Below are 24,700 nucleotides of genomic sequence, written 5' to 3'. Positions count from 1 at the left end.
TGCGGGCCCCTCGGGTGCCTGAGGTCATCAGCGGGCCAGGGCCGCAGCGTCGCCCATCACGACCACCGGCACCTTGGCCGGGTCGAGGGCGCGCAGCAGTTCTCTTATCCGGTCCGCGGGGAGCGAGATGCAGCCCTGGGTCGGTCCGCCGTGGTCGACATGGAGCCAGATGCCGCCGCCCCGCTCCTCGCCGAGCGGACGGGTCGGGTCCAGCGGGGAGGCGCCGGGAATGCGGTTGTAGTCGATGGCGATGACGTAGTCGAAGGACCCCTCCAGGGAGTCCCCCTGGAACCCTTCTCCGCTGACGTTGAAGAGCGGGTTCTGCTCGTACGGGAACGCGGTGCCCGGGGCGGCGAGCAGACCGCCCGCGGCCGTCAGCCCGTAGACCCCGATGGGGGTCCGGAGGTCACCCGCCCGGTGCTCGTCGGTCCAGCCCTTCAGGGCGTTGTGGGCGGGCCACGGGCCCATGGCCGGCTGCCAGCCCGCCATGGAGTCCTCACGGGTGTAGAGGACGGCGGTGGCCCGGCTGGAGTCGGGTGAGTCCCCGGTGACGACCAGCGCCTGCAGGGAATCGGCCGGGATCGCCGCCCTGATCCCCGCCCCCAGCAACCGGATCTCGCGAGGACGCGTGGGGGCTGCCGGTCCACGGGCGGCGGCGACCGGGCCCGCCGCACCGGAGGTACCGGGGGGTGCGGGGGCGCGGGAGCCGTCGCTGGGGACGGCGGCGGGTGCGGTGCCTGAGGCACCGCACCCGGTCAACACGAGGAACAGTGCGGCGCAGACGGCGTACGGCGGACGTCTGGACCTGCGTGGATGTGACACACGTTCGGGCACGGGGGCTCTCCTAGGGGTCGGTGTCGAAGGCGGCGGAGGCGAGTCCCCGCGCCAAGTCCCCGAGCCAGTCTTTGCCGACTCCACTCCCGACTAATCAGATAAAGCGGCCATCCGGCCGCACCCGATCAGGTTCTCTCTGTTCGCCGCGGGCGTGTCCCGCTGTTCAGATGCCGCCGCACAGGCACGGAAAGGACCGGAACCGTGCCCTGTTGAGCCGGTTCCGGGCCCTTCCACTCCGCGGAGGAACGGAGAGTCAGAGGTCTGTGCCGTCGTGCGTCTCGTCCGGGTCCACACCCATCGTGATCGAGCCGACGACGCCACGCGCCATGTGGTTCTTGCGGTACGAGAGCTTCATCAGCCCGCCCGTGACACCGCTCTGGTCGTAGATCGTGTCCTCGGTGAGGGTCGTACGCGTGGTCGTGCTGGTCGAATACGGCGCGACCTTCGCCGAGTCGAGCACCGCGGACTCCGCGAAGAAGAACTGACCGGTGTGACAGGTGCGCCCGCCCTCGTACCCGGCGTCGGTCATCTTGCCGCCGACGTGGACCTTGGTGTGGATGTGCACACAGCGGCCCTGGTACCAGCCCGGGAAGATCGTCTTGAATTCCACGTACCCGTGCTTGTCGGTGAGCTGGGTGCCCCGCAGGTAGCGCTTGTCGTCGGTGGGCTCCGAGTGCCCGCCGCCACCGCCACCGGGACCTCCGGACGGGGGCGTGCCGGTCGGGGCGTCGGTGGGAACGCCGGTCGGGGCATCCGTCGGAGCACCGCTCGGCGGGGTACCGCCCCCGCCGGGGCCGCCCGAGCTCATGGACTCGTAACCGGAGTAGATGCCCAGCGCGTCACAGTGCCAGATGTCGACGGCCGCGTGCTTCAGCGGCTTGCAGGTGTCCGAGTCGATCACCTTGAGCCGGAGGGTCATCGGGATGCCCTCCTTGTCCTCGGTGATGTCCTTCCTGATCTTGTCGGCGTCGATGTAGTACGGCCCCTCGGTGGTCTCCGAGGTCAGGCGGTAGCACTCCTCGCCCTGCCCGCCGACGGACTTCTTCCCGGTGCCGCTGCTCGTGGTCTCGTCGGCCGAGGCGCTGGCGACGACGCCCGCCCCGACACCGGCGGCGATGATGGCCGCACCACCGGCGAGGACCGCCCGGCGACGCGTCATGTCCTTCTTGTGTGCAGGTCCCTGAGTCTCTGTCATGGAGAGTGAGGCTAGACAGGGGAGCTGGCAGGGGCGTGTGTGTGAGCTGTGCGTTGCCGTGCAGGACGGTCAACCAGGGGCAGAACGCGGCACAGCCCCCGGCCGACGGCCGGGGGCTGTTTCACGTGGAACGGAAGCGGACCTCGGTGGTCCGGGACCGGTCTACTTCTCGGTCTTGTCCTTCGCCGCCGCGACCGGCTTGCGCAGCTGGATGTTCAGTTCACGCAGACGACCCTCGTCCAGCTCGGTGGGCGCGCCCATCATCAGGTCCTGCGCGTTGCCGTTGAGCGGGAAGGCGATCGTCTCGCGGATGTTCGGCTCGTCGGCCAGCAACATCACGATGCGGTCGACGCCGGGTGCGATGCCACCGTGCGGCGGGGCGCCGAGACGGAACGCGCGGAGCATGCCCGCGAACTCGTGCTCGACGGTCTCGCGGTCGTAACCGGCGATCTCGAACGCCTTGAGCATCAGCTCGGGCTCGTGGTTACGGATGGCGCCGGAGGACAGCTCGATGCCGTTGCAGACGATGTCGTACTGCCAGGCGAGGATGTCCAGCGGGTCCTTCGTCTCCAGGTCCTCCAGGCCGCCCTGGGGCATGGAGAACGGGTTGTGCGAGAAGTCGATCTTGCCGGTCTCCTCGTCCTTCTCGTACATCGGGAAGTCGACGATCCAGCAGAACCGGAAGACGCCCTCCTCGAAGTGGCCGGCGCGCTTGGCGGCCTCGACACGGACGGCCGACATGATCTTGGAAACCTCGTCGAACTCACCGGCGCCGAAGAAGACGGCGTGGCCCGGAACGAGCGACAGGCGCTCGGTGAGGGTCTTGATGTCCGCCTCGGTGAGGAACTTGGCGATCGGACCGGCGAGGGTGCCGTCCTCGCCGACGCGGACCCAGGCGAGACCCTTGGCACCGTGCTCGACGGCGTACTCACCCAGACCGTCGAAGAACTTGCGGGACTGGCCCGCGGTGTCCGGCACCGGAAGGGCGCGGACGTGCTTGCCGGCGAACGCCTTGAACTCCGAGTCCGCGAAGACGTCGGAGATGTCGACGAGCTCCAGCTTGGCGCGCAGGTCCGGCTTGTCGTTGCCGTACTTCAGCATCGACTCGCGGAACGGGATCCGCGGGAACGGCGACGTGACGTGGCGGCCGTTGCCGAACTCCTCGAAGAGCTCGGTCATCAGCTTCTCGATCGGCTGGAAGACGTCCTCCTGCTCGACGAACGACATCTCGACGTCGAGCTGGTAGAACTCGCCGGGGGAGCGGTCGGCGCGGGCGTCCTCGTCTCGGAAGCACGGCGCGATCTGGAAGTAGCGGTCGAAGCCGGAGATCATCAGCAGCTGCTTGAACTGCTGCGGGGCCTGCGGCAGCGCGTAGAACTTGCCGGGGTTCAGCCGGGACGGGACGACGAAGTCACGGGCGCCCTCGGGGGAGGTCGCGGTGAGGATCGGGGTCGCCATCTCGTTGAAGCCGAGGGCCACCATCTTCGAGCGGATCGAGGCGATGACGGCGGAGCGCAGCATGATGTTGCGGTGCATGCGCTCGCGGCGCAGGTCGAGGAAGCGGTACTCCAGGCGCCGCTCCTCGTTGACCCCGTCCTCGGTGTTGATCGTGAAGGGCAGCGGGGCAGCCTCGCCGAGCACCTCGACCTCGGCGACCTCGATCTCGATGTCGCCGGTCGGGAGCTCCGGGTTGACGTTGTCGGCGCCGCGCGCGGAGACCTTGCCGTCGATCCGGACGACGGTCTCCTTGGTGAGCTTCGACAGGGCTTCGTTGCCGGGCGTGCCGGGGCGGGCGACGAGCTGCACCAGACCGTAGTGGTCGCGCAGATCGATGAAGAGGATGCCGCCCAGGTCTCGGCGATTGTGCAGCCAGCCGCTCAGCCGGACGTCGGTGCCGACGTCAGAGGCGCGGAGCTCGCCGCAGGTGTGGGACCTGTACCGATGCATCGTCGTTCATCCAGTCTTCGCGGTTGGGGTGGATTCAGCCTCCCCAGGCTACCGCCCAAGCCCGCACCACTTCATTGCCATAACCCCAGGCAAGATCATCCGGCGTGGTCGGGCGCTGCGCGGAAGCCCGCCGGCGGCCGTCCTCGGTGGCGTCAGCCGAGCACATCTTCCTAAAGTAGGGCAATGCGCACCGAGGACGTCCTGGCCGCGACGGCGACCGGCCTGTGGCGCTGGGACAGCGGAGCCGGGACCGTCACGCTCGATGCGGAGGCGGCCCGGCTGCTGGAGCTGCCCGCCGAAGCCGGTGTCTTCAGGGAGGCGGCGGTGCGCGCGCGTTTCCATCCGGTCGACTGGAACGAGATCCACGGGGTGGTGAATCTCGCGGTCCTCGAGGGCACCCTGGCCGAGGCTCGGCTGCGGATCGTGGACGACCGCGGGCGGGTGCTCCGTACCGTACGCAGCCGTTCCAAACCACTGCCGGCGGGCAGCGAGGACTACCTGCTGGTCGGCACGCTCCAGGAGGTCGCCGAGCCGCAGCCGGGCACCACCGGCGCGCACACCCCCATCACCGGGGACTGGCGCCGCTCCCGGGAGGCATTCCTCCTGGACGCGGGGCGGGCGCTGGCCGAGGCCCGGTCGACCGCCGAGGTGCTGCGGGTCGCCGCGTCGCTCTCCATGCCCGGGTTCTCGCCGGACGGGCTCGCCGTCTTCGGTGTCGCGGGCGACCGTCTGACGATCATCGGGCACCACGGGCACACCATGGGCGACGAGGACCCGTTCACCGACATGACGCTGGAGACGGACTATCCGGCCGCGGAGGTCGTACGGACGGGGCGGGCGATCTATCTCCCCTCACCGGAGGAGTACCACCGCCGCTTCCCGGCCACCTGGCCGCTCGCCAGCCGCTTCGGACGCCGCTCCTGGGCCTTTCTCCCGCTGATCGTGTCGGGCCGCACGATGGGCGCCTGGATGGCGGGGTTCCGGCACCCGGTGTCGTTCTCCCCGGACGAGCGGTCGGTGCTGACGACCGTCGCCAGGATGCTCGCCCAGGCCCTGGCGCGGGCCGGGGTGGCCGAGACCGAGCGGGAGCTCTCGCAGGGGCTCCAGCGGTCGATGATGCCGTCTCTGGGCCCCGACATCCCCGGCATGACGGTCGCCGCCCGGTACGTACCGACCGGCGGCGGGCTGCAGGTGGGCGGCGACTGGTACGACATGATCCCGCTCCCCAACGGCCGAATCGCCCTGGTCATCGGCGATGTCCAGGGCCATGACGTGCGAGCGGCCGGGCTGATGGGGCAGTTGCGGATCGCTCTGCGCGCGTACGCCTCCGAAGGGCACCGCCCGGACGCTGTGCTCTCCCGCGCCTCCCGGTTCCTCTCCGGGCTCACCGACGCGTACGACGACGGGGAGGAGACCGGGCCGCGCTTCGCGACGTGCCTGTACGCGGAGGCCGACCCCGAGACCGGCACGCTCGACATCGCCCGGGCCGGACACCCCGACCCGGTGGTGATCAGCGCCGACGGGACCGCTGTGATCCGGCAGACCGGCGGCGGGCTGCCGCTCGGCGTCGAGACGGACGCCGACTATCCGACGACGCAGATCGTCCTGGAGACCGGCGAGACGATCATGTTGTGCACGGACGGGCTGATCGAGACCGGTGGCCACGACATGGCGACCGGCTGGGTGCGGCTCCGGCCGGTCCTGGAGGAGCAGACCGGCGACCTGGAGAAGCTCGCCGACGCGCTGGTGCAGGCGGTGCACGGGCCGGGCTCGCACTACACGACCGGTCCGCTCGTCGACCGCCGCGAGGACGACATCGCGGTGCTGCTGCTGCGGCGCGAGTCGGGTGCCCCGCGGCAGGCGGCGCCACGCCGCACCGCACTGACCATCGCGCAGGCCGAACCCGAGCGGATCGCGGCGGCCCGGCAGCAGCTGCGGGAGCTGCTGCACGACTGGGTGGACCCGGAACAGGTCGATGCGGCGGTGCTGATGATCTCCGAGATGGCGACCAACGTGCTCCTCCACACGGACGGGGACGCGCTGATGGTCGCCGAGGCGACCGGAGAGCGGGGAAAGCGGCGGCTGCGCGTGGATGTGGCGGACGGCAGCGACGAGCTGCCTCACAAGCGGCGGCCCGGCGAGATGGCCTCCAGTGGGCGGGGGCTGGTGCTGATGGAGATGCTGGCCGACGCGTGGGGGGTGGATCCGCAGGGCGCCGGGAAGTCGATCTGGTTCGAGTTGTACGAGGCCGAGCCGGTGGATGCGGCCGGGGCATAGGGGTTCCGGGTGCGGCCGGGTGCCGATCCGCCCTCAGAGCCTGTCGGGCGGGTTCGGCGGGGCGGGCGGGCTCGGTGGGGTGGATGGCGGTTCGTCCGGGGCATGGCGCGTGCGGAGTTCGCCGAGGACACCGAACGCCGCCGCACACACCGGTACCGCCAGCAGCATGCCCAGCACGCCCGCCACACTCGCGCCCGCGGTCAACGCGATCATGATCATGGCCGGGTGCATCTGGACCGTACGGCTCTGGATCAACGGCTGCAGCACGTGCCCCTCCAGTACCTGGACCGCGAGCACCACCCCGAGCGCCCAGAGCGCGATCACGACCCCCCGGTCGGCGAGTGCCACCAGAACGGCGACGGCACCCGAGATGAACGCCCCGAGATACGGGATGTACGCGCCGACGAAGACCAGCGCCCCCAGCCCCACCGCCCCGGGCACCCGCAGGATCAGCAGACCCACGGTGATGCAGATGGCATCGATCAGCGCGATGAACGTCGTGCCGCGCATGAAGCCCTCGACCGCTTCGAACGCCCGCCGGCCCATCGCCTCGACCAGATCACCGGTGCCGCGCGGGGCGACGGAGTGCGCGAGGTTCGCGGCCCGGTCCGAGTCGCGCAGGAAGAAGAAGGTCAGCAGCAGGGCGAGTACGCCGGTCGCGATGAGTGAGCCGATCAGGCTGATCCCGGTGAGCACTCCGCCCGCGGCGCTCGCGCCGAATTTCTCGACGAGCTTCCGGGCATTGGCGACGAGGTCGTTCACATTGGTGTTCCGGGCGATCCCGAAGTGGTCGATGACCCACTGCCCGGCGTCCTTCAGTGAATGGATGATCTGGTCGCCGGTGTCGATGAATGCGGTGACGACGATGTACCCGGCGCCGCCGCCGATCGCGACGAGCAGCGCGCAGGTGAGCCCGGCGGCCACCGACCGGTTCACCCCTCGGGCGGCCAGCCAGCGGTGGACGGGACCGAGCAGCGCCGTACCGAGCAGTGCGAGCAGCACCGGGGTGACGGCCGTCTTGAAGATGATGCACAGCCAGATGGCGACCGCGGCAACGCCGGTGACCAGCAGAAGCACTGCGCACCAGGCAGCTGTTCGGCGGGCGGTGTCGGGCAGGAGGGGTTTCCGGGTATCCACCCTCCCACCCGATCACGGTGCGGGAGCCATGTCCCGCTTGTACGACCGAACGGGTGACGGGCCGTCAGGGCGGCCCGTCACGCAGATCACTCACCCATGCCGTGGACTGCGGGCACGGTGCCGAGGCGGCCGGCCTGGAAGTCCTCGAAGGCCTGCTTCAGTTCGGCCTGGCTGTTCATGACGAACGGTCCGTAGTGCGCCATCGGCTCCCGGATCGGGCGGCCGCCGAGCAGGACGACCTCCAGGTCCGGGGTGTGGCCGTCCTGCTTCTCGTCCGCACGGACGGTCAGCGAGGAGCCGGTGCCGAAGACGGCGGTCTGCCCCATGTGGACGGGACGGCGCTCCTGACCGACCGTGCCGCGACCGGCCAGCACGTACGCGAGTCCGTTGAAGTCCTCGCGCCACGGCAGGGTCACCTCGGCGCCGGGGCGCACGGTGGCGTGGACCATCGTGATCGGGGTGTGGGTGACGCCCGGGCCCTCGTGACCGTCGAGCTCACCGGCGATGACGCGGAGCAGCGCGCCGCCGTCCGGGGAGGCGAGGAGCTGGACCTGGCCGCCGCGGATGTCCTGGTAGCGGGGAGCCATCATCTTGTCGGCCTTGGGCAGGTTCACCCAGAGCTGCAGCCCATGGAAGAGGCCGCCCGACATGACGAGGGACTCCGGCGGGGCCTCGATGTGGAGGAGGCCGGATCCGGCCGTCATCCACTGGGTGTCACCGTTGCGGATGGTGCCGCCGCCACCGTTGCTGTCCTGGTGGATGAAGGTGCCGTCGATGATGTACGTGACGGTCTCGAAGCCGCGGTGGGGGTGCCAGGGAGTGCCCTTGGGCTCGCCCGGCGCGTACTCCACCTCGCCCATCTGGTCCATCATGATGAACGGGTCGAGGTATTTGTAGTTGATCCCGGCGAACGCGCGGCGAACCGGGAAGCCTTCGCCCTCGAATCCGCTCGGCGCCGTCGTGACGGTGAGCACGGGACGGGCCGTGGCGTCGCCCGAGACGGCGACCTTGGGCAGGGTCAGTGGGTTTTCGACGGTCACTGCGGGCATGGGAGCCACCTCCGGGATTGTCCTGATCTCAATTTAGTTGAACGGTGAACATCTTGCAAGGGCTGCGGCATTCCCGCACCACCGCAGACCCTCCCCCGGACAACGAGAAGGGGTCCGCACCCGACAGGCACGGACCCCTTCTCGAAGGTCAGGAATGAGACATATGCGAAGCAATGGCGTCTAGCCGTACATGCGGCGCATCGCAAAGTCGACCATCTGCTCCACGGCCTTGGCGTCGAAGACCATGCGGTGCTCGCCCTCCATGTCGAGGACGAAGCCGTAGCCGGTCGGCAGCAGATCGATCACCTCGGCACCGGTGATCACGAAGTACTTGGACTCCTTGCCCGCGTAAAGCCGCAGCTCCTTGAGCGTGGTGAACATGGGGATCACCGGCTGCTGGGTGTTGTGCAGGGCGAGGAAGCCGGGGTTGTCGCCGCGCGGGCAGTAGACCTTCGACGACGCGAAGATCTGCTGGAAGTCCTCGGCGGACAGAGAACCCGTGGTGAAGGCCCGTACCGCGTCACCGAGGGAGGGCGGCGAGGGCTCGGGATACAGCGGCTGCTCGCCGTAGCCGCCACCCATCTGCTGCTGTGCGCCCTGGTTCTGGTCGTAGCCGTACATGCCCCAAAGAGTAATCGGACACATCAGGCCCTTGAGGGGTTGCGTCTTATTACTGGCGGGTAGCATCATCGGGGAGGTCAGCTGCCATACGCACCGCCAGCTCGTCGCCCGCCCGGCCCTCACCCCTCCCCGGGGCGCTGTGCGCCACTGCTATTGATTACGGAGCCTTCCCATGGGGCACTACAAGTCGAATCTCCGCGACATCGAGTTCAACCTCTTCGAGGTCCTCGGGCGCGACAAGCTGTACGGCACCGGACCGTTCGCGGAGATGGACGTCGAGACCGCGAAGAGCATCCTCGACGAGGTCAACCGCCTCGCGGAGAACGAGCTCGCCGACTCGTTCGCCGACGCCGACCGCAACCCGCCGGTCTTCGACCCGGAGACCAACACCGCACCGGTCCCGGCCTCCTTCAAGAAGTCCTACCAGGCCTTCATGGACTCCGAGTACTGGCGCCTGGGCCTGCCCGAGGAGATCGGCGGCACCACCTCGCCGCGCTCCCTGATCTGGTCCTACGCGGAGCTGCTCCTCGGCTCGAACCCGGCCGTGTGGATGTACTCCTCCGGCCCGGCGTTCGCCGGAATCCTCTTCGACGAGGGCAACGAGGCGCAGAAGAAGATCGCCGAGATCGCCGTCGAGAAGCAGTGGGGCTCGACGATGGTGCTGACCGAGCCGGATGCCGGTTCGGACGTCGGCGCCGGCCGCACGAAGGCCGTCGAGCAGGAGGACGGCTCCTGGCACATCGAGGGTGTGAAGCGCTTCATCACCTCGGGCGAGCACGACATGTCCGAGAACATCATTCACTACGTGCTGGCCCGCCCCGAGGGCGCAGGCCCCGGCACGAAGGGCCTGTCGCTCTTCATGGTCCCGAAGTTCCACTTCGACTGGACCACCGGCGAGCTGGGCGAGCGCAACGGCGTGTACGCGACGAACGTCGAGCACAAGATGGGCCTCAAGGCGTCCAACACGTGCGAGATGACGTTCGGCGACCGGCACCCCGCCAAGGGCTGGCTGATCGGTGACAAGCACGACGGCATCCGCCAGATGTTCCGCATCATCGAGTTCGCCCGGATGATGGTCGGCACGAAGGCCATCGCCACCCTCTCGACGGGTTACCTGAACGCGCTGGAGTACGCCAAGGAGCGCGTCCAGGGCACCGACCTGGCGAACTTCATGGACAAGACCGCGCCCAAGGTCACCATCACGCACCACCCCGACGTGCGCCGTTCGCTGATGACGCAGAAGGCGTACGCGGAGGGCATGCGCTCCCTCGTGCTGTACACCGCCTCTGTCCAGGACGCGATCCAGGAGAAGGAGGCCGCGGGCGAGGACGCGAAGGCGCTGCACGGCCTCAATGACCTGCTGCTCCCGATCGTGAAGGGCTACGGCTCGGAGAAGTCGTACGAGCAGCTGGCGCAGTCGCTCCAGACGTTCGGCGGCTCCGGGTACCTCCAGGAGTACCCGATCGAGCAGTACATCCGGGACGCCAAGATCGACACCCTCTACGAGGGCACGACGGCCATCCAGGGCCAGGACTTCTTCTTCCGGAAGATCGTCCGTGACCAGGGTGCCTCGCTCAACGCGCTGTCCGAGGAGATCAAGAAGTTCCTCGCGGGCGCCCAGGGCAACGAGGAGCTGTCCGGCGCGCTGGACTCGCTCGCCAAGGCGGCCGTGGACCTGGAGGCGATAGTCGGCACGATGATCACCGACCTCACCGCGACCGGCGAGGACGTCAAGAACATCTACAAGGTGGGCCTCAACACCACCCGCCTGCTGCTGGCATCCGGCGATGTCGTCGTCGGCTACCTGCTGCTGAAGGGCGCGGCCGTGGCGGCCGAGAAGCTGCCGACCGCCTCCGCGAAGGACGTCGCCTTCTACCAGGGCAAGATCGCCGCCGCGAAGTTCTTCGCGGCCAACGTCCTGCCGGGCGTCTCGGCCGAGCGCGCGCTCGCCGAGGCGGTCGACGGTTCGCTGATGGAGCTGGACGAGGCCGCGTTCTAGTGCTGTGACCGGCGACGTTTGCCCCATGAGGAGCGTCGTCCGGTGCGTGCGATCGCAGGGCGGCCGGAAATCCTTGTAGCCGGGAGCTACCAGGACTTTTGGCCAACGAGGCGCCGCCACTCGAATTCGTTCGGGTGGCGGCGCTGTCGTATGAGCTGGGCACGCTGAGCGCACGGCCGAGAATGCGTCGGCAACGCACGCTTCGCCCGGCGCGGTAACAGTTCCGTCCTGGCCTGACCACCATGACGGTGATCCGCGTCGGATCGACCGTGCCTGGGAACCGGACCACGCGCAGCCGGACCGCTCCGACCGACAAGCGGCTCACCGCCCTGGCCACCATGTTCGCCCAGCGTGCGCGGCAGGCGCAGGACGGCGAGGAGCCGACCGCTGTGCGGGCGTCGGTACCGCCCGCGGGACAGCCACACGCCAGGGCGGCGGTACCCCGGATTTCTACCGCACCATCGTCGTTACAGTGAAGAACATGAGTTCTTCCCTCCGCTTCGACCGCGGTCACACCGACGACCTGATGGCCTTCCTGATGGCCAGCCCCTCCCCGTACCACGCCGTGGCCACCGCCGCGGCGCGGCTGGAGAAGGCCGGCTTCCGGCAGGTCGAGGAGACCGCGGCCTGGGACGCTTCCACCGGTGGGAAGTACGTGCTGCGCGGCGGGGCGATCGTCGCCTGGTACGTGCCGGAAGGCGCCGGGGCGCACACCCCGTTCCGGATTGCCGGGGCGCACACCGACTCGCCGAATCTGCGGGTGAAGCCACTGCCCGACACGGGCTCGTACGGCTGGCGGCAGATCGCCGTCGAGGTGTACGGCGGCACGCTGCTCAACACCTGGCTGGACCGGGACCTCGGTCTCGCGGGCCGGATCAGCCTGCGCGCCGGCACGCACCGGCTGGTCAACATCGACCGGCCGCTGCTGCGCGTGCCTCAGCTGGCCGTGCATCTGGACCGGTCGGCCAACACCGACGGCCTCAAGCTCGACCGGCAGAAGCACATGCAGCCGATCTGGGGGCTCGGGGACGTCGAGGAGGGCGACCTGATCCGGTTCGTCGCCGAGGAGGCGGGCGTCGCCGCCGACGACGTGACCGGCTGGGACCTGATGCCGCACGCGGTGGAGCCGCCGGCCTACCTGGGCCGGGACCGCGAGCTGCTGGCCGGGCCGCGGATGGACAACCTGCTCTCCGTGCACGCGGCGACGGCCGCGCTCGCCGCCGTCGCCGGACAACCGGACGACCAGATTCCGTACATCCCGGTGCTGGCCGCGTTCGACCACGAGGAGAACGGTTCGCAGTCCGACACCGGCGCCGACGGCCCGCTGCTCGGCACGGTGCTGGAGCGCTCCGTCTTCGCCCGCGGCGGTACGTACGAGGACCGCGCCCGGGCGTTCGCGGGGACCGTCTGCCTCTCCTCCGACACCGGTCACGCGATCCACCCCAACTACGGGGAGCGCCACGACCCGACGCACCACCCGGTGGCGAACGGCGGGCCGATCCTCAAGGTCAACGTCAATATGCGGTACGCGACGGACGGCAGCGGCCGGGCCGTGTTCGCGGCGGCGTGCGAGAAGGCGGGCGTGCCGTGGCAGACGTTCGTCTCCAACAACTCGATGCCGTGCGGCACGACGATCGGCCCGATCACCGCGGCCCGGCACGGCATCCAGACCGTGGACATCGGCGTCGCGATCCTGTCGATGCACAGTGCGCGTGAGCTGTGCGGCGCGGACGACCCGTATCTGCTGGCGAACGCGCTGGCATCGTTCCTGGCGGGCTGATCGGCCTTCCACACATGGTTGTTGCCGGGCCGGGTACGCGATCCGTACACCGGCCCGGAGCCTCCGGGCCACCGAGGAGGCGTGACCCATGGGACTCGGAGGATGCATCATCCTCATCGCCGTCGGGGCGGTACTCACCTTCGCCACCGACTGGAAGATGGACACCGTCAATGTCGACCTGGTCGGCTGGATCATGATGATCGTCGGCGTCATCGGCGTTTTCGTCTACGTGAGCATCGCGCGGCGCCGCCGACTGGTCGTACCGCCCAGCACCACGGTCGTGTCCGACGACGACCGCCGCGGCCTCTGAACCGATTCCGGCCTCCTTTCTGTTGCGGCGCAGCTCACGTCTGTTGCGGCGCAGCTCACGCCGGTTCCTCGTAGCCCCGGGCGGTAATCTCAGTTCTTTGCCCGGGGAGGAGTATCAGTGGAGTTCCGCCTGCTCGGTGCGGTGTCCGTAGCCACCGAAACCGGTGATCTGCCGCTCGGCCCCGCCAAGCGCCGCAGTCTGCTCGCCACGCTGCTCCTGCAACCCAACGCTCCCGTCCCCATGAGTCACTTGATGGACGCCCTGTGGGAGGACGAACCACCGGCACATGCCCGCACGGTCGTACAGGGGCATGTCTCACGGCTGCGCGCCCTGCTCACCGGCAACCCTGCGGACGAGTACGGGGTCGTCCTGGACACCCACGGGGCCTCCTACGTCCTGCGGATGCCGGAAAGTCTGCTGGACGCCCACCGGTTCGAGGAACTGCTCATGCTGGCGCGGGAGCAGCGCAGCCCCGCCGACGCCATAGTGATGCTGAAGGAGGCCCTGTCGCTGTGGCAGGGGCCCGCGCTCACCGGCGCGTTCCCCAGTCCACCGCTGCAGGCGGCCGCGCAGGCGATGGAGGAGTCGCGGCTGGCGGCGGTCGAGCACATGGCGCGCGCGTACGCCACGCTGGGCGAACACCACCGGGCCGCCGCCGTGCTGAAGGCCCAGGCCGTCATGCATCCGATGCGGGAATCGTTGGCTGCGGCCCTGATGACGGCGCTGTACCGGGCGGGACGGCAGTCGGAGGCGCTGGACTGGTTCCACCGCACACGGCGGCTGCTCGCCGACGAGTTGGGGGTCGACCCGGGGCGGGAACTGGCCGACGCGTACACGCTGATCCTGCAGGGCGAGATGCCTGCGGAGGATGTCGGGACGGATCGACCGGCCGGTCGTGACAGGCTGCCGGCAGCCGGCACGGCCGGGCGGCCGGCCCGGAACGGTGATCAGGCCCACGCCCCGGCCCGGGACCTGGACCGTGCCGCCCCCAGCTGCGGGCCCGGCCCCGTCCCTGCGGTGGGCGAGACCCTGCAGGGCACCGGCCGGACCGGCAGGCACCCCCTGACCGTGACGCACCACACGGACCTGCTGCCCCGCGCGCCCCGGGGCTTCCACGGGCGCGTCGCCGAACTGGCCGCGATCTCCCGGGCCACGGCGGGCGAGGCACCGGTCTGCCTGATCACCGGACCCGCCGGGGTGGGAAAGACCGCGCTGGCCCTGCAGTGGGCGCACCGCAGCCCCGGGGCCTTCACGGACGGACGGCTCTTCGCCGACCTGCGCGGGTTCAGCGACACCGGCGAGCCCACCCCCCTCGAAGTCCTCCGTGAGTTCCTGCTCACGCTCGGCGTCGCGCCACGCCGCATCCCCGAGTCCGTCGCGGCCGCCGCCGCGCTCTTCCGTTCCCTGACCGACCGGCGCCATCTGCTCGTCATCCTCGACAACGTCCGTGAATCCGCCCAGATCCGGCCACTGCTGCCGGGCGGCGCCGACTGCATCACGGTCGTCACCAGCCGGAACAGGCTGGAGGGCCTCATCGCCTCGGACGCGGCCCGTCCCGTCCCGCTGAACGTTCTCGGGTCCCCGGACAGCACGGCCCTGCTCGCCGGTGTTCTCGGGGAGGAGCGGGTCCTCGCGGAACCCGTGGCGGCCAAGCGGCTCGCCGAACTCTGCGGCGGGCTGCCGCTCGCCCTGCGGGTCACGGCGGCCCGGCTGGCGGGGCGCCCGCAGTGGACGCTCGCCCGGATGGCCACCGAACTGGCCGACGAGCGCAGCAGGCTGAGCCACCTCGATGTGGAGGACACCGGGGTCTCGGCGGCGCTGCGGCTGACCGTGCAGCAGCTGCCGCCCGACGCGGTCCACCAGTTCACCCGGCTCGGCCACCATCCCGGCAGCCACTTCGACCAGTACTCCGCGGCTGCTCTCGCCGGTACGGACCCGGTCACGGCCGCCGCCGCGCTGGAACGGCTCGCCGCCGCCCATCTCGTCACCGAAACGGCGCCCGGGCGCTGGGTGTTGCACGACCTGGTACGCCTCTACGCCCGCGGTCTCGGCCCCGCGTCCGGAACCGAGGCCCTCGTCGGTGTTCTCGACCACTACATCGCCACCGCCCTCGCCGCCGCCGACACGGCCGAACCCGGCGGTGAGCCCTGCTTCGTCCTGCCGGACGACTACCACCACCCCGCCGTCGTAAGGGATTTCACCGACCGGGCGGCGGCGATGCACTGGCTGGCCACCGAACGCGACGATCTGGCGCTGGCGGCCGTCGCGGCCCGGACCGCCGGGCTCGACGACCGGGCCTGGCGGATCATCCTGCTCCAGTGGCCCCAAGTGGTCTGGCGGGTCCGGGACAGCTGGACGCCGCTCCTGGAGCTCGCGCTGGACGCCGCTCGTGCACGCAGCGATCCGTACGCCGAGTCACGGGTGATCAACCTGCTGGGCTGGGTACTGACCGAGGAGGGCAGGACCGCCGAGGCACTCGCCCTGCTGGAACGCTCTCCCGGCCTCGCCCGGCAGGCAGGCAGGTGACCGGCTCGGTGAGGCGACCGCGCTGATCAACCTGGCCGTCGTCCAGGCCGAACAAGGCGGACTCGAAGCGGCGTTGGAGGACTGCGAGAGGGCCGTCGGCCTGGCCCGTGAGGAGCGCGACGCGCACACCGAGATGCTCGCCCTGCAACACCTCGCCCGGATGCAGCTCGAAGCGAACCGCCCGCAGGACGCCCTCGACTCCGCACGGACGGCGCTCGACCTGGGGCCCGAGCACGAGGAGGCCGTACGCCGGGTACTGCTGCTGACCGTCAGCGGCCGGGCGCGCCTGGCCCTCGGCGAGGAGAGCGACGGCATCCGGCTGCTCGACCGGGCGGCCGACGAGGCGGAGCGCGCCGGTTACGACGAGGGCGCGGTCCGGGCCCTCGAAGCGCTGCTGCGGGTGACGGCGGAGACGGAGTACCGCGAACGCTACGAGCGGGCGGTACAACGACTCAGCGACGACGGGTGAGCCGCGCGCCACAGGGGCAGCGCGTTCCCGAGGCGGGCGGCGCACCCCGCGCCGGGGGCCAGGCGCGGACGTCAGCGGGACGTTAGCGGCGCGGCAGCGGAACGTGAGCGCCGGGCGGAAGACTGAGGGATGTCAGCAGGTCAGGGGCGGTTCGCCGCAGGAACCCTGGCCTTCGCATCACTGTCATATTCGGGGGAATCTCCATGCGTACGTCCCACAGCCGCACCACGGTCCTCAGCGTCGCCGCCACCGCCGTGCTCGCCATGGCACTCACCGCCTGCGGCGGGGAGGACACCGGCACGAAGTCCGCCGGCCCGGCGAACAGCTCCGCAACGGCCGCGGAATCGGCGGGGTCCTCGCAGTCCACCGGCACCGCGAGGACCAGTGGTGCCGTGAAGGACACCGCCGCCGCGAAGGGAAGTGCCGCGAAGGGATCCACCGGCACGGCCTCCTCGTCCGCCGCCACCTGCACCACCAAGGACGTGACCATCAGCGCCGCCTACCAGGGCGGCCCGCCCTACACGCACATCGTCCTGACCGCGAAGAACACCTCGGGTCACAGCTGCCGGCTGAACGGCTTCCCGGAGATCCAGTTCCTGGAGAGCCACAAGGAGAACGTGCCGGCGGTCGCCAAGAGCAAGCCGGCCGCGCCTGTCGTGCTCACCTCCGGCGCCCCCGCCTATGCGCTGGTGAAGCTGTCGGACGGCGGTGTCGACGAGGACAACGAGCCCGTGACCGCGTTCTCCGTCACGCTCACGGGAGGCGGCGGCATGGCCACCGTGAAGGCGCCCGGCAGCGAGGGCATCGCCGTCGACCCGGCGAAGTCGGCGACCGGCTACTGGACGTACGAGCTGCGCAACGGCGCGGACGACTTCTGAGCCCGACAGGCTCTCAGAGCCTGTCGGGTGACCTTCGATCGGATAGCGGACGCGGTCTGGTGCGTGCGATTCCAAGGCGGCGGGATGTCCTCGGATGGGGTCTCCCCTGCTCGAACGAAGCTGAGAGCCTGGGGAAGGAGCTACTAGGACATTTCGGCAACGCGGGGAGCGTGCGTGCCAGGGCGTGGCCGCCCGATCAGAGGTCGCCCGACAGGCTCTCAGGCCTGCTCGTCCATTCCGGCGAGCACCAGCGGCAGCCGTGGCGTTCCCTGCGCACTCACGCGGACAGGGACGCCCCAGTCCTGCTGGTGGACGTGGCAGGCCGGGTACTCGTTCTCCGGGTCGTCGTCGCAGGACGCCGCCATGGCGGACACATGCAGGACACCTTCGGTGACGCCGTCGGCCAGGACCAGGTCGCGGAAGAGATCGGTGCCGGGCCCCGCACCCTCCGCCAGCAGCTCCGGCGGGGTCGACGAGACCAGCAGCCGGGTCGAGGGGCCGTACCGGGTGTCCAGCTTCTGCCCGGCGGGCGCCTGGAAGACCACGTCGAGCCGGAGCGTGCCGGGGGAGATCTCGGTGGCCGCGCGCTGGGTGCGGTGCGCCTGGTCGGCGACGCGCACGGCTTCCTCGGGAAGCCGCAGCCGGGTCAGCCGGTGCCGGGCGGATTCGACGACGACGAGATCGCCGTCGACCAGCACCGCGTCACTCGGCTCGCGCAGATCCGTGGCCAGCGTGGTGACCTCGCCACGGGCGGGGTCGTAACGGCGCAGGGCGTGGTTGTACGTGTCGCTGACGGCGACGGACCCGTCCGGCAGGGCGGTGACGCCCAGCGGGTGCTGGAAGAGCGCCTGGCCGGCGGCGCCATCGCGGTGGCCGAAGTCGAAGAGTCCGGTGCCGACGGCGGTGTGCACGGTCCCGTCCCGGTCCACGTACCGCAGCGCGGACGTCTCCGAGTCGGCGACCCAGAGCCGGTCGCCGTCCGCCGAGGCGGCAAGTCCGGACGGCTGGGCGAACCAGGCCTCGTCGGCCGGACCGTCGACCAGTCCTTCGTTGGTCGTGCCCGCGGCGACCTGCACGGCTGCGGACTCGGGGTCGTACGACCACAGCTGGTGCACGCCCGCCATGGCGATCCACAGCCGGTCCGCGAACCAGGCGACGTCCCACGGGGAGGAGAGGTCGACCTCGCGGGCCGGGCCGGTCGTCGGGGAGCCCTGCCACCACTGGCGGCCGGTGCCGGCGAGGGTCGCCGTCACCCCGGTCGTGAGGTCGAGGGCGCGGAGGGCGTGGTTGACGGTGTCGGCGACCGCGATCCGGCCGTCGGGCAGCACGGCCAGCCCCTGCGGCTCGCTGAACCGGACCTCGTCGGGCCCGCCGTCCGCGAACCCGCGGTCCCCGGTGCCGAAGTGGCGGCGCACCGTTTCGCCGTCGGGGTCGAGCTCGACGAGGCGGTGCCGGGTGGTGTCGGAGACCAGGAAGCCGCCGTCGGCCAGCAGCAGGGCCTTGCCGGGGAAGCGCAGATGGGTGGCAACGGGCTCGGGCGCCACGTACGGGCCGTCGCCGCGGCGCAGCGTGCCCGTCGCGGCGTGCTCGGCCTCCAGCTCCTCGACGAGCTTCTCGATGGCGTGCGCATGGCCCTCGCCGGCGTGCTGGGCGACGACATAGCCCTCGGGGTCGATGACGACGAGCGTCGGCCAGGCGCGTACGGCGTACTGCTTCCAGGTGGCAAGCTCGGGGTCGTCGAGGACGGGGTGGTGGACCTCGTACCGCTCGACGGCGTCGACGACGGCCCGATGCTCGGCCTCGTGGACGAACTTCGGCGAGTGGACGCCGATGATCACCACGGTGTCGCGGTGCTTCTCCTCCAGCTCGCGCAGCTCATCGAGGACATGCAGACAATTCACACAGCAGAACGTCCAAAAGTCCAGAATCACGATGCGCCCTCGCAGGTCAGCGAGGGTGTACTGCTGGTCGCCGGTATTGAGCCAGCCGCCCTTGCCGACCAGCTCGGGGGCCCTGACGCGCGCACGTGTTGCCATGTGAACAGTCAACATCACCGTGGTGCGTCCACATTCCGGAGGGTCGTGGGGGAATCTGTGAGCCATGAGATTCCTGGTGCGTGAGCGACTGTTCGCTGTCGGCGACGACTACTGGATCGAGGACCCGGACGGGCGCAAGGTCTTCCTCGTCGACGGCAAGGCGATGCGGGTGCGCGACACCTTCGAGCTGAAGGACGCGCAGGGCCGGACCCTGGTCGAGATCCGGCAGAAGCTGCTCAGCCTGCGCGACACGATGCTCATCGAGCGCGACGGCGAGCAGCTCGCCAGGGTCAAGCGGAAGCGGCTCTCGCTGCTGCGCAACCATTACCGGGTGACGCTGGTCGACGGCACCGAGCTCGATGTCAGCGGCAAGATCCTGGACCGCGAGTTCGCCATCGACTACGACGGCGAACTCCTGGCCCAGATCTCACGGCGTTGGCTGACCGTACGGGACACGTACGGCATCGATGTCGTACGGGAGGACGCCGACGCGGCACTGCTCATCGCCGTCGCGGTGTGTGTCATCGTGCTCGCGGACAAGGAGCACGACCGCTGACCGGGACGTTTCACGTGAAACCGGGCCCCGCCCGACGGTGGTGCGAGGCCCGGTGGGACGGATACGCCGGCGGACACCCGACGGTGGTGCGAAGTCCGGTCCGACCGATGCGTCAGCAGCCTCTCGACGGCGGGGCGAGACCGAGCCGCCGGTCCTTGAGCGCCGGGAACTGCTCGCGGGTGGCAAAGACCTTCGCCGGGTCGAACTCCACGGTGAGCACCTCCTCGTCCGCGCCCGCCTCGGCGAGCACCTCGCCCCACGGGTCGACGGCGATGCTGTGCCCGGCCTGCTGGACCCCGGCGTGGGTGCCGGCGGTGCCGACGGCCAGGACATACGCCTGGTTCTCCACGGCACGCGCCTGGGCGAGCAGCGTCCAGTGGGCGCGGCGCCGCTCCGGCCAGCCCGCCGGGACGACGAGCGTCTGCGCACCGGCGTCGACAAGGCCGCGGAACAGTTCGGGGAAGCGCAGGTCGTAGCAGGTGGCGAGGCCGAGCGTGGTCTGGGGCAGGGCGACCGTGACCAGGTCCTCGCCGGCGCCCATCATCACCGCCTCGCCCTTGTCGAAGCCGAAGCGGTGGATCTTGCGGTACACGGCAGCGCGCTCGCCCTCGGGCGTGAAGACCAGCGAGGTGTTGTAGAGCGTGCCGTCGTCGGCGCGCTCCACGAAGGAGCCCGCGTGCAGCCAGACCCCGGCGTCGGCCGCGGCCTTCGCCATCAGGTCGTGGGTGGGCCCCTGGAGCGGTTCCGCCTCGTCGGCGAAGGCGGTGTACGCGAACGCACCGACCGGCCAGAGCTCGGGAAGGACCACCAGATCGGCACCGCGCTGGCCCGCAACCAGGGAAGCGGCTCGATCCCTGCGGGAATTGACGGATTCGTCCGGGTCTACTGCGATCTGGATGAGGGAGGCGCGCACACTACCACCGTCCTGGCATTCGAGCCGTCAACACGGGCCTACGATCGTCACACGAAAGCACTGCCGGGGTGCCTGCTCGCAGCGTAACTTAGCGATCGAACCTCCCACGCAGCCCGCAGCCGCCGCCCGCCGACCGCGCCAGCAGTCCAGCCCATGCACCGCAGAACCGCACGAGGGGTCCCGTGACCGTCCATCCCAGCCTCCAGACCTACGCCGATGCCTGGACCCACTCCATCGAGTCGATAGCCGAGCTGGTGACGCCGCTCGCCGAGGGGGAGTGGAATCGCCGTACACCGTGCCCCGGTTGGTCGGTGCGCGACATCGTCTCGCACATCATCGGCATGGAGTGCGAGCAGCTCGGCGATCCGCGGCCGATCCACACGCTGCCGCGCGATCTCTACCACGTACAGAACGACTTCACCCGTTACATGGAGATGCAGGTCGATGTGCGGCGCCACCACACCGCACCCGAGATGACCTCCGAGCTGGAGTACACGATCATCCGCCGCTCGCGTCAGCTGCGGAACGAGTCGCGTGCCCCGGAGACCATGACCCGCGCGCCGCTCGGCGCCGAGCAGACCCTCGAACTGGCACTGCGGATGCGGGCCGTCGACGTCTGGGTGCATGAGCAGGATCTGCGTACGGCGCTGGGCAAGCCCGGCAATCTCGACTCCCCCGGCGCCACCATCACCCGGGACACACTCCTCGCCGCGCTGCCGAAGGTGGTCGCCAAGGACGCCGGCGCACCGCCGAATTCGGCGGTCGTGCTCGATGTGCACGGACCGATGGAGTTCCTGCGCACGGTCAGGGTCGACGCGGACGGCCGTGGTTCGGTGGACGGTTCGCCGTCGCTGGGGCCCGCGGTGACGCTGGCGATGGACTGGGAGACGTACGTCCGGCTGGCCTGTGGGCGGGTCCGGGCGACGGCGGTCGAGGACCGGATCAAGGTCGAGGGCGACCAGGAGCTGGCGACGGCGATCCTGCAGAACTTCGCCGTCACGCCGTAACGGCACGGTCGGCGGCGCCCGTCCTCGTGAGGCGAAGAGACGGGCGCGCCGCCGGTCCGGCCGCGGCAGGTGTCACGCGGGCACGTGCACGGCCTCCACGCGGCTGACCACATGGTGGTTCCGCTCGCGGAGCGTGGCGCGCGCATGCAGCCGCAGGATCTGTACGACCCCGATCGCCTCCAGGACGAAGACCGAGGCGAACGCGATGCGGTAGTTGTCCCCCGTCGCGTCGAGCAGCACACCGACGGCGAACAATGTCGTCATCGAGGCGATGAAACCACCCATGTTGACGATCCCCGATGCGGTGCCCTGGCGCTGCGGCGGGTTGGCCGGGCGTGCGAAGTCGAAGCCGATCATCGAAGCGGGTCCGCAGGCGCCGAGCACCGCGCAGAGCGTGATCAGCAGCCACATCGGCGCATGGTCGCCCGGGTACAGGATCGTCGACGCCCACACGACGGCCGTCACCGCGACCGTGCCGAGGGCGAGCGGGGCGCGCGCGGCGTGGTGGCGGGCGATGACCTGTCCGTAGACGAGGCCGACGGCCATGTTGGAGAGCACCACCAGGGTGAGCAGCTCCCCGGCGGTGGACCGGCTCAGTCCCTGTGCCTCCACCAGGAACGGCATTCCCCACAGCAGCAGGAACACCATCGCCGGGAACTGCGTGGTGAAGTGCACCCACATCCCGAGGCGGGTGCCGGGCTCCCGCCACGAGGCGGCGATCTGCTTGCGTACGTAGGCGGCGCCCGCGTGTTCGACGGGCGGCGGCTCGTGCCCCTCGGGGTGGTCCTTCAGGAAGAGGAGGAGCAGGACGAGGACCACCACCCCGGCGGCCGCGCTTCCCGCGAACGTGGCGGTCCAGCCGAAGCCGTGCAGGGCGCGGGCGATGAAGAGTGTGGAGACGAGGTTGCCCGCCATGCCGAAGAGCGCGGCGATCTGGCCGATCAGCGGTCCTCGCCGGGCCGGGAACCAGCGGGCGCCGAGCCGCAGCACGCTGATGAACGTCATCGCGTCGCCGCAGCCGAGCAGCGCCCGGGAGGCCAGCGCCATGCCGTACGACGGGGAGAGCGCGAAGCCGAGCTGCCCGACGGTGAACAGGACGGCCCCGAGGGTGAGGACCTTCTTGGTGCCGAGCCGGTCGACCATCAGACCGACAGGTATCTGCATGCCCGCGTAGACGAGCAGCTGAAGGATGGAGAACGTCGACAGCGCGGAGGCGTTGACGTCGAACCGGTCGGCGGCGTCGAGACCGGCGACCCCGAGGCTCGTACGGAAGATGATGGCGACGAAGTAGACGGCAACGCCGATGCCCCAGACCCAGGCGGCCCGCCGGCCGCCGGGCGGATCACCGGGCAGGGACAGGGTGGGAGCGGCAGCGGAACTCACCGGTCCTCACCCCGGACCAGCACCTTGACCCGGCTGACATGGCGTCGTACGACCTGCGCGGCGCCGTCCGCGTCCCCGGCCCTGATGGCCTCCAGCAGCTCGGTGTGCTCGGTGATGTTGGCGGCGATCCTGCCGGGATGCGCCTCCATCACGGCGACGCCCATTCGCAACTGCCGGTCGCGCAGCTGGTCGTAGAGGCGAGACAGGATCTCGTTGCCCGCGTTGCGGACGATCTCGGCGTGGAAGCAGCGGTCCGCGACCGACACGGCGGCCAGGTCCCCGGCCGCCACCTGCCGCCGCTGCTCGTCGAGCAGTTCCTCCAGGCGGGCGATCAGCTTCGCCGAGGCGGGCACTGCCTTGCGGGCGGCGAACTCCTCCACGAGCAGTCGGGTCTCCACCACGTCCGCGATCTCCTGCGCGGAGACGGCAAGCACCAGGGCCCCCTTCTTCGGATAGAGCTTGATCAGCCCTTCGACCTCCAGCCGCAGCAGCGCCTCGCGCACGGGCGTACGGGAGACGCCGACGGCCTCCGCGAGGTCGCCCTCGGTGAGGAGCGTGCCCCCCTCGTAACGGCGGTCGAGGACCGCCTGCTTGATGTGGGTGTAGACGCGTTCGGCGGCGGGCGGCTGCTTGGCGGGCGGGTGCGTCACGACAGGGGGTGCGGCAGGCATGCACACAGCATAGATACAACATGCACGCATGCGGTGGCACCGTCCGGAATCTGGACGGTAAAACCCCGGAAATTACCGCGGGATTCGGCACATCCATTCACGCGCCTCGTGAGTCTCACCACCGAGCGGCACCGTCATGCGGCCGCATTCCAGGGGCATTTGGAGCGTTCAAGTTGAAAATCGGCATTAAGGGCATACACCGCGTTTCCGCCACTGCCACCGTGGCCCTCACCGCGGGTGCCGTCATCGCGGGCAGCGCCTTCGCTTCCACGGCGCAGGCTGCCACGCTGCCCGTCCCCACAATCGCCGCCAAGGGCGGCTATGTGATGAACAACGGAACCGCGTCGACCCTCTACTCGAAGGCCGCGGACACCCGTCGCGCCACCGGCTCGACCACCAAGATCATGACGGCCAAGGTGGTACTGGCCCAGACGAACCTCAACCTGGATTCCAAGGTCACGATCCAGAAGGCGTACAGCGACTACATCGTCGCCAAGGGCGCCTCGTCGGCGCGCCTGATCGTCGGCGACAAGGTCACCGTCCGCCAGCTCCTCTACGGTCTGATGCTGCCGTCCGGCTGCGACGCCGCGTACGCGCTCGCCGACAAGTTCGGCACCGGCACCACCCGCGCGGCCCGCGTGACGTCGTTCATCGGCAAGATGAACGCCTCCGCCAAGTCCCTCGGTCTGACGAACACCCACTTCGACTCGTTCGACGGCATAAGCAATGGCTCGAACTACTCGACGCCGCGCGACCTGACGAAGATCGCCAGCAGTGCGATGAAGAACTCCACGTTCCGCTCGGTCGTGAAGACCAAGTCGACCACGCAGAAGGTCACCACGAGCAACGGTGGCTACCGCTACATGTCGTGGACCAACACCAACAAGCTGCTCGGCAGCTACACCGGTGCGATCGGCGTGAAGACCGGTTCCGGTCCGACGGCCGGGTACTGCCTGGTGTTCGCCGCGACCCGTGACGGCAAGACGGTCATCGGCACCGTCCTGGCGTCCACCTCCGAGACGACCCGGACGGCGGACGCGAAGAAGCTCATGGACTACGGCTTCTCGAAGTAGTTCCCCGCCCCACTCCCGGGGCCACGAGGAGGGGCCCGC

General features: G+C 70.0%; 18 protein-coding genes and 1 pseudogene. 9 read left to right on the top strand and 10 right to left on the bottom strand.

Annotation, left to right across the window (positions count from 1 at the left end; translation table 11 throughout):
* Positions 1 to 27 precede the first annotated feature (27 nt).
* The 3 genes from OG395_RS28570 to aspS all read right to left on the bottom strand — a co-directional run bounded on the left by OG395_RS28570 (position 28) and on the right by aspS (position 3,976).
* Complete coding sequence (locus tag OG395_RS28570; RefSeq protein ID WP_327245481.1) at positions 28 to 834, bottom strand: L,D-transpeptidase family protein; 807 nt, start codon at positions 832 to 834, stop codon at positions 28 to 30.
* 253 nt (positions 835 to 1,087) lie between these two features.
* Entirely contained in the window at positions 1,088 to 2,029 is a 942-nt protein-coding gene (locus OG395_RS28565; RefSeq protein ID WP_327245480.1) for an intradiol ring-cleavage dioxygenase, read from the bottom strand.
* 162 nt (positions 2,030 to 2,191) lie between these two features.
* Positions 2,192 to 3,976 (bottom strand): aspartate--tRNA ligase, encoded by a 1,785-nt coding sequence (aspS, locus tag OG395_RS28560; RefSeq protein ID WP_327245479.1) that lies wholly within the window; start codon positions 3,974 to 3,976, stop codon positions 2,192 to 2,194.
* A gap of 183 nt (positions 3,977 to 4,159) precedes the next feature.
* On the opposite strand from aspS, the gene OG395_RS28555 reads away from it, so the two are divergent.
* On the top strand, positions 4,160 to 6,253 hold the full coding sequence (locus OG395_RS28555; protein WP_327245478.1) for an ATP-binding SpoIIE family protein phosphatase: 2,094 nt from the start codon (positions 4,160 to 4,162) through the stop codon (positions 6,251 to 6,253).
* 33 nt (positions 6,254 to 6,286) lie between these two features.
* Here the strand turns inward: OG395_RS28555 and OG395_RS28550 are convergent, their stop codons facing one another.
* From OG395_RS28550 to OG395_RS28540, 3 genes are all read right to left on the bottom strand, one after another.
* Positions 6,287 to 7,390 carry an AI-2E family transporter gene (locus tag OG395_RS28550; RefSeq protein WP_327245477.1) on the bottom strand — a complete coding sequence of 368 codons (1,104 nt, stop codon included), beginning with the start codon at positions 7,388 to 7,390 and terminating at the stop codon, positions 6,287 to 6,289.
* A gap of 86 nt (positions 7,391 to 7,476) precedes the next feature.
* Entirely contained in the window at positions 7,477 to 8,439 is a 963-nt protein-coding gene (locus OG395_RS28545) for a pirin family protein (protein ID WP_327245476.1), read from the bottom strand.
* Positions 8,440 to 8,619: 180 nt separating this feature from the next.
* Positions 8,620 to 9,060 carry an SseB family protein gene (locus OG395_RS28540; RefSeq protein ID WP_037701899.1) on the bottom strand — a complete coding sequence of 147 codons (441 nt, stop codon included), beginning with the start codon at positions 9,058 to 9,060 and terminating at the stop codon, positions 8,620 to 8,622.
* Between the two features lie 172 nt (positions 9,061 to 9,232).
* Between OG395_RS28540 and OG395_RS28535 the strand changes: the two genes are divergently transcribed.
* The 5 genes and pseudogenes from OG395_RS28535 to OG395_RS28515 all read left to right on the top strand — a co-directional run bounded on the left by OG395_RS28535 (position 9,233) and on the right by OG395_RS28515 (position 17,022).
* Positions 9,233 to 11,059, top strand: a complete 1,827-nt coding sequence (locus OG395_RS28535) for an acyl-CoA dehydrogenase (protein WP_327245475.1) — start codon at positions 9,233 to 9,235, stop codon at positions 11,057 to 11,059.
* A gap of 481 nt (positions 11,060 to 11,540) precedes the next feature.
* Positions 11,541 to 12,839 carry a M18 family aminopeptidase gene (locus OG395_RS28530; RefSeq protein WP_327245474.1) on the top strand — a complete coding sequence of 433 codons (1,299 nt, stop codon included), beginning with the start codon at positions 11,541 to 11,543 and terminating at the stop codon, positions 12,837 to 12,839.
* Between the two features lie 88 nt (positions 12,840 to 12,927).
* The gene (locus tag OG395_RS28525) at positions 12,928 to 13,149 is read left to right on the top strand and encodes a DUF6458 family protein (RefSeq protein ID WP_327245473.1); all 222 of its coding nucleotides are present in this window, start codon (positions 12,928 to 12,930) and stop codon (positions 13,147 to 13,149) included.
* 117 nt (positions 13,150 to 13,266) lie between these two features.
* A pseudogene (locus OG395_RS28520) lies at positions 13,267 to 16,144 on the top strand (BTAD domain-containing putative transcriptional regulator).
* A gap of 203 nt (positions 16,145 to 16,347) precedes the next feature.
* Positions 16,348 to 17,022, top strand: a complete 675-nt coding sequence (locus OG395_RS28515; RefSeq protein ID WP_327245472.1) for a DUF4232 domain-containing protein — start codon at positions 16,348 to 16,350, stop codon at positions 17,020 to 17,022.
* Between the two features lie 218 nt (positions 17,023 to 17,240).
* Here OG395_RS28515 and OG395_RS28510 read toward each other — a convergent pair whose 3' ends face one another.
* Complete coding sequence (locus tag OG395_RS28510; protein ID WP_327245471.1) at positions 17,241 to 19,058, bottom strand: NHL domain-containing thioredoxin family protein; 1,818 nt, start codon at positions 19,056 to 19,058, stop codon at positions 17,241 to 17,243.
* Positions 19,059 to 19,122: 64 nt separating this feature from the next.
* On the opposite strand from OG395_RS28510, the gene OG395_RS28505 reads away from it, so the two are divergent.
* Positions 19,123 to 19,614: an LURP-one-related/scramblase family protein gene (locus OG395_RS28505; protein ID WP_327245470.1), complete on the top strand. Its 492-nt coding sequence runs from the start codon at positions 19,123 to 19,125 to the stop codon at positions 19,612 to 19,614.
* Between the two features lie 112 nt (positions 19,615 to 19,726).
* On the opposite strand, the gene OG395_RS28500 is transcribed toward OG395_RS28505, so the two are convergent.
* Positions 19,727 to 20,527, bottom strand: a complete 801-nt coding sequence (locus tag OG395_RS28500; protein WP_327245469.1) for a carbon-nitrogen family hydrolase — start codon at positions 20,525 to 20,527, stop codon at positions 19,727 to 19,729.
* 182 nt (positions 20,528 to 20,709) lie between these two features.
* Here OG395_RS28500 and OG395_RS28495 point away from each other — a divergent pair, with 182 nt between their 5' ends.
* On the top strand, positions 20,710 to 21,534 hold the full coding sequence (locus tag OG395_RS28495; protein ID WP_327245468.1) for a maleylpyruvate isomerase family mycothiol-dependent enzyme: 825 nt from the start codon (positions 20,710 to 20,712) through the stop codon (positions 21,532 to 21,534).
* A gap of 72 nt (positions 21,535 to 21,606) precedes the next feature.
* Here the strand turns inward: OG395_RS28495 and OG395_RS28490 are convergent, their stop codons facing one another.
* Positions 21,607 to 22,917, bottom strand: coding sequence for an MFS transporter (locus OG395_RS28490; protein ID WP_327245467.1), 1,311 nt, complete (start codon positions 22,915 to 22,917; stop codon positions 21,607 to 21,609).
* Complete coding sequence (locus tag OG395_RS28485; protein WP_266983868.1) at positions 22,914 to 23,588, bottom strand: GntR family transcriptional regulator; 675 nt, start codon at positions 23,586 to 23,588, stop codon at positions 22,914 to 22,916. Before OG395_RS28485 ends, OG395_RS28490 begins: the two co-directional genes overlap by 4 nt.
* Before the next feature lie 173 nt (positions 23,589 to 23,761).
* On the opposite strand from OG395_RS28485, the gene OG395_RS28480 reads away from it, so the two are divergent.
* The gene (locus tag OG395_RS28480; protein ID WP_327245466.1) at positions 23,762 to 24,661 is read left to right on the top strand and encodes a D-alanyl-D-alanine carboxypeptidase family protein; all 900 of its coding nucleotides are present in this window, start codon (positions 23,762 to 23,764) and stop codon (positions 24,659 to 24,661) included.
* The last annotated feature ends 39 nt before the right edge of the window (positions 24,662 to 24,700 follow it).

It is taken from the genome of Streptomyces sp. NBC_01320 (assembly GCF_035974375.1).
GTDB classification, from domain to species: Bacteria; Actinomycetota; Actinomycetes; order Streptomycetales; family Streptomycetaceae; genus Streptomyces; species Streptomyces yanii.
The sequence above is the reverse complement of the archived record's forward strand: the minus strand, read 5'-3'. Positions and strand labels throughout refer to the sequence as shown.